Source organism: Oryzicola mucosus, from assembly GCF_014534685.1.
GTDB lineage: Bacteria > Pseudomonadota > Alphaproteobacteria > Rhizobiales > Rhizobiaceae > Oryzicola > Oryzicola mucosus.
On the sequence record NZ_JACVVX010000004.1, the window covers coordinates 137,633 to 150,801 of the forward strand.

The following is a 13,169-nucleotide window of genomic DNA, read 5'->3' on the forward strand; positions in this document are numbered from 1 at the left end:
CCTTGGAAAATGAATCGAAAAAGCCGAGATTTACGTCTCGGCTTTTTTTATAACCGGCCACCGATCATCGGGATGGGCTTGCTTTTGTCAGCGTCGTGACAAAGCGCCACGAAGCGCGAAAGTGGTACGGCTGGGCTGTACAGAAAGCCTTGGAGATAATCGCATCCGAAGGCCCGCAAGAACGCCTCCTGGCGAACATTCTCGACATGCTCCGCAACGGCTTCCAGCCCCAGCAGTCGAGCCATCGCAAGAATGGTCTTGACCAGTGTGCGATCGTTTTCACGCGTTTCAATGTCTTCGACAAAGCTGCCGTCGATCTTGACCTCGTCGAACGGCATCTGCTTGAGATAGGCCAGCGACGAATATCCAGTGCCGAAATCGTCGAGCGACAGCCGAACCCCAAGCTGCTTCAGTTCATGCATCTGGCCGGAAACACGATCGGGCTCCTTGGCCATGACGTGCTCGGTCAATTCCAGCGTCAACAGGCCGGCATCGATCTCGTACCGGTCAACCAGTTCCTTGACGGTAGCCACGAAGTCATTGGCGGCGAAGGACTGAGCGCCGATGTTGACCGCAAGTCGGATGGATTTCATCACCGGGTCATCCCGCCATGATGCCAGGACCGCCAGCCCGCGTTCGATGGTGAACCGGGAAAGCTCTTGATTGAGCCCGAAATGCTCGGCGAGCGGCACGAAGCGATCCGGCATGAGCACCCCCATGGTCGGATGGCTCCACCGGATCAGGCCTTCGGCGGCGCATATCCTGCCGCTATGGTCCACCTGGGGCTGGTAATGGAAGTCGAGTTCGCCATTGTGCAGAGCCTGGCGTAGATCCGCCAGAAGCCGGTACCGTTCGGACTCGTGTTGCATCGCGACCGGATCGAACAGTGCAAGCTTGTTCCGTCCCAAAGTCTTTGCCTGATACATGGCAAGATCGGCACGCTTAAGAATATCGTCGACACTGACGTCTGTGCCGTCGAAAATTGCGACGCCTATGCTGGCGGTCGAGACGTGCCGTGTACCGGCCAGATCGAAACCTTCACGCAATGCTTCCAGAATTCGGTTGGCGACTTTTGTCGCGCGATGGACGATGTTGGCGCTGTCGCGTCCCGTAGGCTCGAGAATGACAACGAATTCATCGCCACCGATGCGGGCGACGACATCCTCCGGCCGGATGCATATGCGCAAACGTGCCGACACGTGGACCAGAAAAGCATCGCCGACGTGATGACCCTGGGTATCGTTGAGTACCTTGAAATTATCGAGGTCAATGTAGAGCAGCGCGCCGAATTGCCCGGCTTTCGCACAAGCCGCAACCGCATGGCTCATCCGGTCCAGAAACTGACGCCGATTGGGAAGCAAGGTAAGCGTGTCGAAATAGGCCAGCTTCTCAATTTCCATCTCATGTCTTTTGCGGACGGAGATGTCGCTGACATAGCCGTGCCAAGTGATCGTCCCGTCCGCAGCCTTGTCGGGCATGGCAATGACGTGGAACCAGTTTTCCATATCCCCGCCGCCCGGACGAAACCTGAACTCATGGTCCCAAGGCACAAGTCTAAGCCCGGACTCTTTAAGCGACATCACATAGCCCTCACGGTCCTCCTCCACGACCTGGGTAAGGGCCATGTCTGGATCAAGGTTGGGGGCCCCGTCGGGGATACCGGTCAGTTTACGAAAGCCAGGACTTAAATAGGGTGCGGTAAAGCTGCCATCCGTATGCCTTACCATCTGGAAAAGGCCACCTGGGACCTGATCGGTCAGCTTTTGAAAGCGGTGCTCAAGTTGGACACGCCGCGTAACCTCGCTGATCTCGTCCTCCGCTCCCTCGCAAGCGACGGGAACACCCGTTTTGTCGACGCCGGACGAACGGGGGACGGCAATCTGTTCCTCTACTAGATTGCGTGGGTTTTCGCTGGCATCGAGTACGCTCAGGTATCGTCGTCTATAAAATAGAGCAGCGAACAGACACGCTAGGGCAGATACCGCCATAACAGCCATGATAGCATACGCGGCAAACACGTCATTTGCGAGAGAGCCGCCCAGCGATGGCATGGCGTTTAACAGCCTCCCTTCAATTCCAAACTTGACGCCCCGTTCCAAAGAGGGAGGCCCGCGCCACCGATGTGGCCAATGGTCTTTCGATCATTATAACACCAACGGTTGAGTCGCTTCGAAGTTCAAGGCAATCCGAGATGCTTCGAAGCGACAATACTGAAGGTGGACGATAGCGCCCATACCACGCCTGTGGTCACTCAGCGCCAGCGGGCGGCGGCCTCTTCGTCGCTTTCTTTCGCCTCGACCCACTCTCCCGTCGAGCCGTCGATACGATGCTCCTTTTTCCAGAAAGGTGCGCGCGACTTCAGGTAATCCATCAGGAAATGCGCCGCTTCGAACGCGGCCTGCCTGTGAGCGGATGCGGCGACGACCAGCACGATGTTCTGACCGGGAAGGATGCGACCGAAGCGATGCACAGCCGTCAGCCCTGTCAGCGGCCAGCGCTCGCAGGCCTGCACGGCGATGCGACCGATCTCCGCCTCGGCCATCCCCGGATAATGCTCGATCTCCAGCGCGGCGAGCGTGCCGGCCTCGTCGCGGCACAGGCCCGAAAACGTCACCACTGCGCCGACATCGCCCCGGCCTGAGGTCAGCCGCGCGATCTCCGCCGATGTATCGAAATCCTCGGCCTGGATACGGATCATCGGCGCGACACTCATGTCACCCCCCGGTCATGGGCGGGAAAAGCGCTATCTCCCGCGCACCGGCGATAGGCTCGCGGTGCTCGACATGTTCCTGATTGATGGCGACCCGGATGATCTTGGGTTGCTGCAGGGCGGCCTCATATCCCTCCCCCCGCCCGCGCAGCCATTGCAGCAGGTCCGACACCGTGGTCACGTCAGAGGGCAGTTCGACCTCTTCCTCGAGCTTGCCGATGCGCTCGCGGATCCAGGCGAAATAGATGAGGCGGGTCATCGGCTCATTCGTCCATGATGTGCTTCATCCCGGCGCGGAAATAGTCGTAGCCGGTGTAAAGCGTGATTAGGGCTGCGATCCACAGCAGCGTCAGGCCGAACTGGGTGGTGTAGGGGAAAATCTTGTCGCCGGCGGGACCGGCCAGCAGGAAGGCGATGGCCACCATCTGGATAGCCGTTTTCCATTTGGCGAGCCGCGTAACGGGAACGCTGACCTTCAGCGCCGCCAGATATTCCCGCAGGCCGGAGACCAGGATTTCGCGGCAAAGGATGATGATCGCGGCCCACAGGGACCAGCCGGCAATGCCGCCGCGATGGTCGGTGTCGGCCGCCAGCAGCAGAAGACAGGTCGCCACCAGAAGCTTGTCGGCAATGGGATCGAGCATCTTGCCGATGTTGGAGGTCTGCTGCCAGGCGCGCGCGAGATAGCCGTCCAGATAATCCGTCAGACTGGCGAGCACGAATACGGCCAAGGCGCTCCAGCGGGCAAAATCGCTGGATTGCAAGCGTCCCTCGAAAAAAAAGCACAGGACCACTACAGGCACCGCAAGGATACGCGCATAGGTCAGCATGTTTGGAAGATTGAACGCGCGTCGTGCCATTGTGCAGAACTCTTATTTATCAGTGCTACTGAAATCAGAAGCTTATGTGGGGGGTCAACGCTTAAAAACGATGATCCAATCAAAGTTATAGGGCAGCTTCCGTCACTTTTCGTGAAAGTGGTTGTAAACCAGTTGGGCTATGGATTCCGATATCCCATCCACCGCCTGCAGATCTTCTACCGCCGCGCGGCTCACCGCCTTTGCCGTGCCAAAGTGCAGAAGCAGCGCGCGCTTGCGCGTCGGGCCGATGCTGGCGATTTCGTCCAGCGGGTTCTTGACCAGTTCCTTCTTGCGCCGCGCCCTGTGCGTGCCGATGGCAAAGCGGTGCGCTTCATCGCGCAGCCGCTGCACGAAATACAGTACGGGATCGCGCACCGGCAGCGAGAACGATTCACGGCCCTTGACGAAGAATCGTTCGCGTCCGGCGTCGCGGTCCTGCCCTTTGGCGATGCCGATGGCCACGACCTTATCCTCGACACCGAGCTCCGCCAGCATCTGCCGTACCACCGACATCTGGCCCTGGCCTCCGTCGATGAGGATAACGTCCGGCCAGGCCGGGAAGGCCCCCGCCTCGTCCTCCCCCGCGCTCTCTTCGCCATGGTCCTTGATCAGCCGGGAAAACCGACGCTGCATGACTTCCTTCATCATGCCGAAGTCGTCGCCGGGGGTGATCTCGGTCGAGCGTATGTTGAAATTGCGGTACTGGTTCTTCACGAAGCCTTCCGGGCCGGCGACGATCATGCAGCCCACCGCATTGGTGCCCATGATGTGGGAGTTGTCGTAGACCTCGATCCGCGTCGGGGCCTTCTCGAGCCCGAAGGTTTCGGCAAAGCCGGCCAGAAGCCGGGCTTGCGTCGAGGTCTCGGCCAACCGCCGACCTAAAGCCTCGCGCGCATTCTGCAGCGCGTGGTCGACGAGGTCGCGTTTTTCGCCGCGCTGCGGCACGGTAATGACGACCCTATGGCCGGCTCGGGTGGACAACGCCTCGGCAAGCAATTGCTGATCTTCCACCGTCTGCGACAGCATGATCGCGCGCGGCGGCGGTTTGTCGTCATAGAACTGCGCCAGGAAGGAGCCGAACACCTCGGCCGGTTCCATCGCCGAATCAGCCTTGGGGAAGTAGGCACGATTGCCCCAGTTCTGTCCGGTGCGGAAGAAGAACACCTGGATGCAGGTCTGTCCGCCCTCGGGGTGGATGGCGAACACATCCGCCTCCTCCACCCCTTGCGGGTTGATGCCCTGGTGGCTCTGGACATGGGAGAGCGCTGCCAGCCGGTCGCGATAGACGGCGGCACGCTCGAAATCGAGATCTTCCGCGGCATGCTGCATCTGGGTGGAGATTTCAGTCTTCACCTTCTGGCTGCGGCCAGAAAGAAAATCGCGCGCCTCGCCGACGAGTTCCGCATAGTCGGCATCGGAAACCTCGCCCGTGCAAGGGCCTGCGCATCGCTTGATCTGGTAGAGCAGGCAGGGACGCGTGCGGTTTTCGAAGAACGAATCGGTGCAGGTCCTGAGCAGGAATGCCCGCTGCAGCGAATTGATGGTTCTGCCAACCGCGCCGGCGGAGGCGAACGGCCCAAAATAATCGGCCTTCACGCGTGAGCGCGCGCCGCGATGTTTGTAGATGCCCGGCGATGGATGATCAGCCGTCAGCATGATGTAGGGGAACGACTTGTCGTCGCGCAACAGCACGTTGAAACGAGGCCGCAGCCGCTTGATGAGGTTCGCTTCGAGAAGCAGCGCCTCGATCTCGGTTCGGGTGACGACGAACTCCATCGTCGCGGTCTCGCGCACCATGCGGCCGATGCGGTTGGTGTGAAAACGCCCCTGCGCGTAGTTGGTGACGCGCTTTTTCAGGCTCCTGGCCTTGCCGACATAGAGAACATCGCCGGCCGCATTCATCATGCGGTAGACGCCGGGCGCGTTCGGCAGACGCTTGACCAGCGTCTGAATCACCTCGGCACCCACCAGTCCGTCGGCATCGCCGGCATGGCCAGCCCAATCTATGGCCGTGAAGGCCAGATTGGGTGCATCCGCTGGAGCAGCAGCCTCCAGAGCCTCGTCATCATCCTCGATGTCGACCTCCGGAACGTCGCCTGGGCCGGTTGGCATGCCATCCTTGGAACGCGGGCTCATTCGATGCCGCCCGTCACGTCAGGCGTTTCCCAGGCAAGATGCTGACCGCCATCCAAGGCGATCATCTGCCCGGTCACCGATCGTGTTTCCCAAAGGTAGCGAACCGTTCGGCCAAATTCGGCAAGGTCGGGCCCGCGCCTGAGAAGCACGTTGTCGACTTCCGCGGCGAATTCGGTCTTGTCCTGGCTGCTGTTGGCCAAGGTCGGTCCCGGCCCAATGGCGTTGACGCGGATGCGCGGCGCCAAAGCCTGCGCCATGGTCTGGGTCGCCGTCCACAGCGTGGATTTGGACAGTTGATAGGAGAAGTAGCGCGGCGTGGGCTTCCACACCCGCTGGTCGATCATGTTGACCACCAATCCGTCGCGTCCATCCGGCAGAGCTGCTGCGAATCGGCGCGTCAACAGGGCCGGCGCCTTGACGTGGACTGCGAAATGACGGTCCCATATCTCTGCTTCGAAATCGGTGACGGAATCGTCCTCGAAGACCGAAGCATTGTTGACCAATACATCCAGCGGCCCAAGCAGCGAGGCCGCGGCCTCGATCAGTCCATCGACCTCACGGGTGTTCTCCAGATCGGCCTGCACGACGGCCGCGACACCGCCCCTGCCGCGAATTGCCTCCGCAAGCGCGTCCGCATCCTTGCGGGACGCATTGCAATGGATAGCCACCGCAAAACCGTTGGCTGCGAGATCCTCGGCAATCGCCCGGCCGATACGGCGGGCTCCGCCGGTGACCAGCGCGGTGCCGGTTTTCGCTTCATTCATGTCAATCCTCGTGAGAGGCCCGCAAGCACTTTTTTTGGCGCGGCGCGGTAACCTCTCTTAAAATGCCTTCACCGATGGGGCAGCATTGTGACGGCTGCCTTTCGAAAGGCATTCCGACAATGCGATTCCCGTTATTCGATCTCGACATATAGGCCTCGCAAAGCCTTGTACCAAGCAGCCTTTGCTGGTTTGCAACCCGTCAACTGACAGAAACTGTTGCGGAATCGTCACGTCAAGGTTCGGCCTCATTTGCGCCCGGCAATCACCCAAGTTCAGGTTCGTTTCAGCCGCATTTGCGCACGACATTCGGAACCAGAGACGCCCATTGCCGTTTATCCCCCCGGACGGGTCGGGGCGCCTCGCCAGAAAAAAGACAGCCAGTGTGTTTGTTGGCTAAGGAGTAAACAATAATGACTGCAATTCTCAAGACTGCCCGGCCCTATGCAGCCGCGCTCGGACTGCTCGCCTTGGCCGGTACCGCACCCGCTTTCGCCGCTGACGCTATCATGGACGCTCCGCCCGCACCGGCGGTTCCCATGGAAGTTGCTCCGGTTGCCAGCTGGGGTGGTGCTTATGCCGGTGTGAACCTCGGTTACGCATTCAACGGCCGTTCACATGACGAGACCGGTAACAACCGGATCGACAGCGATGGGTTCATTGGCGGTGGCTTCGTCGGCTACAATTACGAGATGAACAACTTCGTCGTCGGCGTTGAAGGCGACGTGAGCTACAACGGCCGTAAGGGCGACAACGCTGGTCTTGAAGCAAAGACCGGTGTCGATGGCTCGCTGCGTGGCCGTCTCGGTTACGCCGTCAGCCCGGACATCCTGGTCTACGGTACGGGTGGTCTCGCACTTGAGCGCCTCAAGCTTACCGACAGCATCGGTTCGGACACGAACACCATGGTTGGCTACACCGTCGGAGCAGGCACCGATATCAAGCTGACGGAAGCAGTGTTCGGTCGCGTCGAATATCGCTACACGGACTTCGGCAAAGAGACGTTCAACACCGGTGGTGGCGACTTCGAGGCCAAGGACCGCGATCACCGCGTGACCTTCGGCGTCGGCATGAAGTTCTGATCCACTCTGGATCGAAAGGAAAAGGCCGGGCTTTTCAGCCCGGCCTTTTTTGTTGATTATTCAGGACGTTGCGCGAGGTACGAAGCTGGCCGACTCCGGAAATTTCTCGTCGAACCGCGCCGCCCAGCGCTTGAGCTTCGTCCTGCCTTTCTCCCATTTTCCGGCAAAACGTATATCGAGATAGCCAATCGCCGCGCGGAGCGCGATATGGCCGGCATGGATGGACTTGGGAAGCTTCGGAGGATTGGTAGCGAGCACATCGAGCGCCCGCTCAGCCTTCGACCACTGCCTGTCGAGCCATGGCTGGTGGACGATCTCCGCGGGGCGAAAGCGCTGCTCATAGATGATTGCGATAAGACAGTCGCATAGCCCATCGGCCAACGCCTCCAGCTTTTCGGCCTCCAGTCTCTTTACGGCGTTGCGCGGAAACAGCTTGTTGCCCGAAACGCGATTGAGATACTGGGTGATGACGCGGCTGTCGAAGACGGCGTCGTCCTCATCTGTCATGAGTACCGGAATTTTGCCGAGCGGATTAGCCTCCAACAGCAATGGCGGTTCGGCGTTGGTGTCGACAACGACCGATTCGAAGGCGACGCCAGCGAAGGTCGCCGCCATGCGCGCCTTGGCGCTATAGGGCGAAGCGCTGGCGTAAAAAATCTGCGGCATGAAATCTCCTTTGAGCGCCCCTGCGACGCCATGAACAAATCTATCAGCGCACAGGCGGCATGAACACATGCGCGGCGCGGCAGGCGCGTGCGTCGACCTCCGGACAAGCCCTGTAGTCAAGATCCTTGGTCATGCAGATGCGGACTTCGCGCAGGTACCGCCGATCGCAGGTCACTGCCACCCCGTCGCGCGGCATACCGGGATTGGCCTTGAGGAATGCCGCTTCCGCCGCACCGGGCGATATGGAGATATGACGATCCACCCGCTCATACTCCGGCGGGATCGTTATTTTATCCCGCGCCTTTCTCAGCACCCGAAAATAATCGTCCTGCTCAAGCCCCGAGCAGGAACCATGCTTGCGCCATTGATGACGGATGAGCCCGGCAGACGGCATGATGTCGTAGAGGCCTCGCAAGACAGCCTGTCCGATATCTCCTTCGACAGTGTCGCAATTCTCCGGATAGCCGCGCTCGAACTGCGGCCAGAGCCCATGGACGACAAAGGCGTAAGGCCGACCTCCCTCGCATTGCTGGCGGTTGGCATCCTTGCCTTCCGCCTCGCAATAGCTGGGCGACCAGGACAGCGACAGCACATAGAAGTCGAAACCGTCGCCTATCGGCACAGCCGAGGAGGTGGCAACATTGGGTTTTTGCGGCTCGTCCTTGGCTTCCTGCTCAGGTGAACAGCCGGCGGTTAAAAACAGCGCGGCGGCCATCAGGCCGCCGGCTAAAAGCTGTCTCAAACCGGTTCGCCGCATGGCGCCTTCGGTCAGCGCAGGACGCGGCAGCCGCCATTATAGACGAACCAACGATCGAAGCCGGACACACAGAACTCGACATTGTCGCCGATGCTGGCAAAGCCTTGGCCTTCCTCGACGAGATACCAGACCTGGCGGCCCTGGCCATCGGACAGCAGGGCAGTGGCTGCGCAATAGCGGCGGCCGATAGGCCGATCCTCATGCGCGGGCAGATATCGTGTCTCGGAAATGTTCTGGAAACTGTCGATGCCGACCTGCGGCAGGTTCGGCACGTGGCGCACCTGATAGGCAAAACGCTTGGTGATGAGACTGAGCACGCCTGGATGCGCACAGATACCGGAATCGTAGTAGGCAGGCTGCTGCTGAAAATCGGCTGCCCTGGTGGCCTGTGTCGCCGCTAGCGGCGTGGCGAGGGCTGCAAGCGCTGCCAGAATTGATTTTGCGACGCGACTCATCATGCCTCTCCAAAGACCGGTACGGAATTCACTTTGCTGAATAGGCGGCGCGCGGTCAAGCTGGTGCGGCCTCACCGGCCAGCCATGACACCGTCCATTCCGCGCCCGCTCCCTCCGCCAGCGCCTGTTTGAGGGCGGGGGCCATCACCGCCAGCTCGTTTTCCAGGGTGAAGGGCGGATTGATAACGATAAGGCCGGTGCCGTCCAGTCGCGGTTCGCTCGACGGCTTCCGGACATGGAAAGCGAAATCGAGGATTCGCGGAATATCCGCACTCGCAAGCTCGTCACGGAATGCGGCAACGGCCTTTCTGTCCTTGATCGGATACCACAAAACATAGGTCCCGCCCGGCCAGCGCCGATGCGCCTTGACCACGGCCTCGACGAGGCGGGCAAACTCGCCTTCCTTCTCGAAGGGCGGATCGATCAGCACAAGACCGCGCTTCTCCTTCGGCGGCAAATGCGCGCCGGGCGCAAGCCAGCCGTCGAGGCGGATGACGCGGACCTGGTAATCGCCTTCGAAAACCTCGCCGAGCCGTTCAGCATCCTCGGGGTGAAGCTCGATAGCCGACAGCCTGTCCTGCGGCCTGAGAAGATGGCGCACCACCAGCGGAGAGCCGGGGTAGTGCAACAGTCCGCCGTCTGCATTCACGGCGCGAACGGCATCCAGATAGGGCTGCAGCAACTCGGCCGCCGCCTTCGGCAGTTTCGCCTCCAGAAGCCTGGCGATGCCGCCTTTCCACTCGCCCGTCTTGCCGGCTTGTTCCGAAGCCAGATCGTAAAGACCGATGCCGGCATGGGTATCGATCACGCGGAAGGCTTTGTCCTTGAGCTTGAGATACTCCACGATACGGGCAAGCACAGCATGCTTGACGACATCGGCGAAATTTCCGGCATGGTAGGCATGACGATAGTTCATGCCTGTGGCCCGCCCCTGCCCCAGCGCGGCTTGGGTGGCGCAGGCGGTGGTGTCTTGTCGCGCCGGCGTCCAATCCTCCAAGCCGCGACGAACCCAAAAAAACCAATTCCCGCCACTGCCAGGCCCAGGCGACGCGCATCGCCGCGCGCGGTGACGGCCATTGAACGCAGCACCAGATCGACCTCTTGGATGTCGATACCCTCCGCGTCGCCTTCTCCAATGGTAAAGACATAAGTCCCTGGGGCCTCGTCCTCGATGATCCCGGCTTCGTCACGAAATATTTTGACGGGGTTTTGCGGGCTGGTCTCGCGCGCCGTCGCATCGGCGAAGCGCAGTTTCTCGGCAAGAACAGTCCGCCCGTCCTGAGCGGCGGTCAGGGTCAGCGTCGTCTGCTGCGCAGGGGCAGCGGGCGGCGTTGGAGCTGTGACGTCGACCATGACGCGGACCGGAAAATCCTGCCGGCGCAACGTCACCGTGACGGGTTCGAACGCACCGCCAGTGTCATGGACGCGCCAGACACCCAACTGCTCGCCGAGAAACCGTTCGGCTGCCCAGGGATAGGCGACACCGACAGCCAGCCCGGCCACGAGGACGACAAGAAAAAACAACCGCATACATTAGGCCTTCTACGCCTTGCGTTCCCAGCGCCGGTCCGGCGTCTGCTGCCAGTAGGTAACTTCATGCCCCGCAGACTTCATGACCTTCCAATGGCTACGCGCCGCTTCGAGTTGCATGGCATCGTGACCGTCGAACAAAAAGACGGCTCGCTGGTAGGACATCAAATCGGGCGGCGTCGCTCCATCGACCATAAAGCGGATTTCAGCACCGTTCGCATTGTCTTGACCGGTCGTCAGAACGATCGGCTGGTCCTCGGCATGTGGCTCATGTTCCGGTCCGTGGGCGAGAAACGAATCGTCGCGATAGGTCCAGAGATGGCTGTCGATGGCGTCGCGCCGTTCATCCGAACCGGTCTGCACCACGACTTTCCAGCCGCGCTGCAGGCTGCGCTCCAGCAAGCCGGGAAGCGCATCCTCCAGCGTCGATTCGGTGAGGTGGTAGAACAGCACTTCGGCCAATAGCCTCAGCCCTCGTAGTTGTCGCGGACCAACCGGTCGAGCAGCCGGACGCCAAAACCAGAGCCCCAGGATTGGTTGATCTCGGTGGCGGGCGAGCCCATCGCGGTGCCTGCGACATCGAGATGCGCCCATGGCGTCTCCTTGACGAAGCGCTGCAGGAACTGCGCGGCCGTGATCGAGCCGCCATAACGGCCGCCGATGTTCTTCATGTCGGCATTCTTGGAGTCGATCAGCTTGTCATACTCGGCGCCCATCGGCATGCGCCACAGCTTTTCCTGGGTGGCAAGGCCGGCCGCGGTGAGTTTTTCAGCGAGGTCGTCATTGTTTGAGAACAGGCCGGCATGGCTCTGGCCGAGTGCTACCAGGATAGCGCCGGTCAGGGTCGCGAGATTGACCATGAAGCGCGGCTCGAAACGCTCGTTGCAATACCAAAGCGCGTCGGCGAGGACGAGGCGCCCCTCCGCGTCGGTGTTCAGCACCTCGATGGTCTGACCGGACATAGACGTGACGATGTCGCCGGGGCGCTGGGCATTGCCGTCGACCATGTTCTCGACAAGGCCGATGATGCCGACCGCATTGACCTTGGCCTTGCGGGCGGCCAGCGCATGCATCAGGCCGGCGACGGCGGCAGCCCCGCCCATGTCGCCTTTCATGTCCTCCATGCCGGCGGCCGGCTTGATCGAGACGCCGCCGGAATCGAACACGACCCCCTTGCCGACGAAGGCGACGGGCTTGTCCTTGCCCTTGCCGCCATTCCACTGCGCGACCACCAGACGGGGCGGACGTACCGAGCCCTGGGCGACGCCCAAGAGCGCACCCATGCCGAGCTTCTTCATGTCCTTCTCGGTCAGAACCTCGACCTTGACGCTAAGTTTCTCGAGCTTCTCGAGTTGTTCCGTGAACTCGAGCGTACCGAGGATGTTGGCAGGCTCGTTGACGAGGTCGCGAGCAAACAGGACGCCGTCGACCACAGCCTCGGCGGTGACGAAAGCCTTCTTCGCCGCTGAGGGGTCTGCACAGAGGATCGTGACCTTGGCAGGTTTTTTGGCCACTTCGGCGTCCTCATCGCCCTTCTTTGTTTTGTATTTGTCGAAGCTGTAGCTGCGCAGCAGAATGCCCGATGCGATGGAGGCAGCGGCGGCCGCGTCGATCTCGGTCTCCGGCAGGTCGAGCACGACCGTGACTTCAGCCGATTTGCGCAGCTGTGCAGCGACCATGCCGCCAATTTTGAGCCAGGCATTTTCGTCGAGCGCGGACGACTTGCCCACGCCAAGTGCCACCAGCCGGTCGAGGCCCAAGCCTTCGGGCGCCAGAACCTCAACGCTGCTGCCGGACTTGCCGGTGAAGTCCGACACTTTGGACGCGCGTTCGAGGACACCAGCCGGATCGCAGGCGCTGGCCGCTTCGCTCATCGCCGCGCCATCGGCAGCGAGCACGAACACGCTCCCTTTGGACGGGACGGCAATTTTGGCAAAGGTGACGGATGGTGTTGTGGCCATAAAATCCTGCTTTCGGGTGTTTTTGCGTAATGGCTTGTTTGGCGGTTTTAGGCCTTTTGGCAAGGTCGCGACAAGGCCCGTACATACCGTTAAGACCAGTTGGTGACCGTTGCCCGCGATCAACAGTCCCTGTTTTTTGCGTTAACCATCTCTCTTTGGCCTTTGTTATCCATTACAAGCGACACTCCGCCTCACCGCAGGAGCTCATTGGGATGGCCGGTGCGGGCCGTGATTTTGATTGCCGGAGTATA

The 13,169-nt window shown here is 60.8% G+C and carries 14 protein-coding genes; 1 reads left to right on the forward strand and 13 read right to left on the reverse strand.

Translation table 11 applies throughout. The annotated features are described in order from the left end of the window. Positions 1-47: 47 nt before the first annotated feature. The 6 genes from ICI42_RS13970 to ICI42_RS13995 all read right to left on the reverse strand — a co-directional run bounded on the left by ICI42_RS13970 (position 48) and on the right by ICI42_RS13995 (position 6,470). Positions 48-2,051, reverse strand: a complete 2,004-nt coding sequence (locus tag ICI42_RS13970) for a putative bifunctional diguanylate cyclase/phosphodiesterase (RefSeq protein ID WP_188165203.1) — start codon at positions 2,049-2,051, stop codon at positions 48-50. A gap of 200 nt (positions 2,052-2,251) precedes the next feature. Further along, entirely contained in the window at positions 2,252-2,713 is a 462-nt protein-coding gene (locus ICI42_RS13975; protein WP_188165204.1) for a molybdenum cofactor biosynthesis protein MoaE, read from the reverse strand. 1 nt (position 2,714) lies between these two features. Then, positions 2,715-2,969, reverse strand: coding sequence for a molybdopterin converting factor subunit 1 (moaD, locus tag ICI42_RS13980; RefSeq protein WP_188165205.1), 255 nt, complete (start codon positions 2,967-2,969; stop codon positions 2,715-2,717). A 4-nt stretch (positions 2,970-2,973) separates the two neighbouring features. Next, complete coding sequence (gene pgsA / locus ICI42_RS13985) at positions 2,974-3,570, reverse strand: CDP-diacylglycerol--glycerol-3-phosphate 3-phosphatidyltransferase (RefSeq protein ID WP_188165206.1); 597 nt, start codon at positions 3,568-3,570, stop codon at positions 2,974-2,976. 102 nt (positions 3,571-3,672) lie between these two features. Beyond that, complete coding sequence (gene uvrC / locus ICI42_RS13990; protein WP_188165207.1) at positions 3,673-5,706, reverse strand: excinuclease ABC subunit UvrC; 2,034 nt, start codon at positions 5,704-5,706, stop codon at positions 3,673-3,675. Next, positions 5,703-6,470 carry an SDR family oxidoreductase gene (locus ICI42_RS13995; RefSeq protein ID WP_188165208.1) on the reverse strand — a complete coding sequence of 256 codons (768 nt, stop codon included), beginning with the start codon at positions 6,468-6,470 and terminating at the stop codon, positions 5,703-5,705. The genes uvrC and ICI42_RS13995 overlap by 4 nt, the downstream gene beginning before the upstream one ends. Before the next feature lie 410 nt (positions 6,471-6,880). On the opposite strand from ICI42_RS13995, the gene ICI42_RS14000 reads away from it, so the two are divergent. Next, on the forward strand, positions 6,881-7,549 hold the full coding sequence (locus tag ICI42_RS14000) for an outer membrane protein (RefSeq protein ID WP_188165209.1): 669 nt from the start codon (positions 6,881-6,883) through the stop codon (positions 7,547-7,549). A 60-nt stretch (positions 7,550-7,609) separates the two neighbouring features. Here the strand turns inward: ICI42_RS14000 and ICI42_RS14005 are convergent, their stop codons facing one another. Genes ICI42_RS14005 through ICI42_RS14035 form a run of 7 tightly spaced genes read right to left on the reverse strand, consistent with a single transcriptional unit; the run spans position 7,610 to position 12,918 of the window. Next, positions 7,610-8,215: a glutathione S-transferase family protein gene (locus ICI42_RS14005; RefSeq protein ID WP_188165210.1), complete on the reverse strand. Its 606-nt coding sequence runs from the start codon at positions 8,213-8,215 to the stop codon at positions 7,610-7,612. 43 nt (positions 8,216-8,258) lie between these two features. Beyond that, positions 8,259-8,972 (reverse strand): ribonuclease T2 family protein, encoded by a 714-nt coding sequence (locus tag ICI42_RS14010; protein WP_407945162.1) that lies wholly within the window; start codon positions 8,970-8,972, stop codon positions 8,259-8,261. 11 nt (positions 8,973-8,983) lie between these two features. After that, complete coding sequence (locus ICI42_RS14015) at positions 8,984-9,427, reverse strand: hypothetical protein (RefSeq protein WP_188165211.1); 444 nt, start codon at positions 9,425-9,427, stop codon at positions 8,984-8,986. Between the two features lie 55 nt (positions 9,428-9,482). Continuing rightward, on the reverse strand, positions 9,483-10,343 hold the full coding sequence (locus ICI42_RS14020; RefSeq protein WP_188165212.1) for a 23S rRNA (adenine(2030)-N(6))-methyltransferase RlmJ: 861 nt from the start codon (positions 10,341-10,343) through the stop codon (positions 9,483-9,485). Beyond that, the gene (locus tag ICI42_RS14025) at positions 10,340-10,957 is read right to left on the reverse strand and encodes a hypothetical protein (protein ID WP_188165213.1); all 618 of its coding nucleotides are present in this window, start codon (positions 10,955-10,957) and stop codon (positions 10,340-10,342) included. Before ICI42_RS14025 ends, ICI42_RS14020 begins: the two co-directional genes overlap by 4 nt. A 12-nt stretch (positions 10,958-10,969) precedes the next feature. Beyond that, positions 10,970-11,419 carry a DNA polymerase III subunit chi gene (locus tag ICI42_RS14030; protein ID WP_188165214.1) on the reverse strand — a complete coding sequence of 150 codons (450 nt, stop codon included), beginning with the start codon at positions 11,417-11,419 and terminating at the stop codon, positions 10,970-10,972. A 5-nt stretch (positions 11,420-11,424) separates the two neighbouring features. Beyond that, positions 11,425-12,918, reverse strand: a complete 1,494-nt coding sequence (locus ICI42_RS14035) for a leucyl aminopeptidase (RefSeq protein ID WP_188165215.1) — start codon at positions 12,916-12,918, stop codon at positions 11,425-11,427. Between the last annotated feature and the right edge of the window lie 251 nt (positions 12,919-13,169).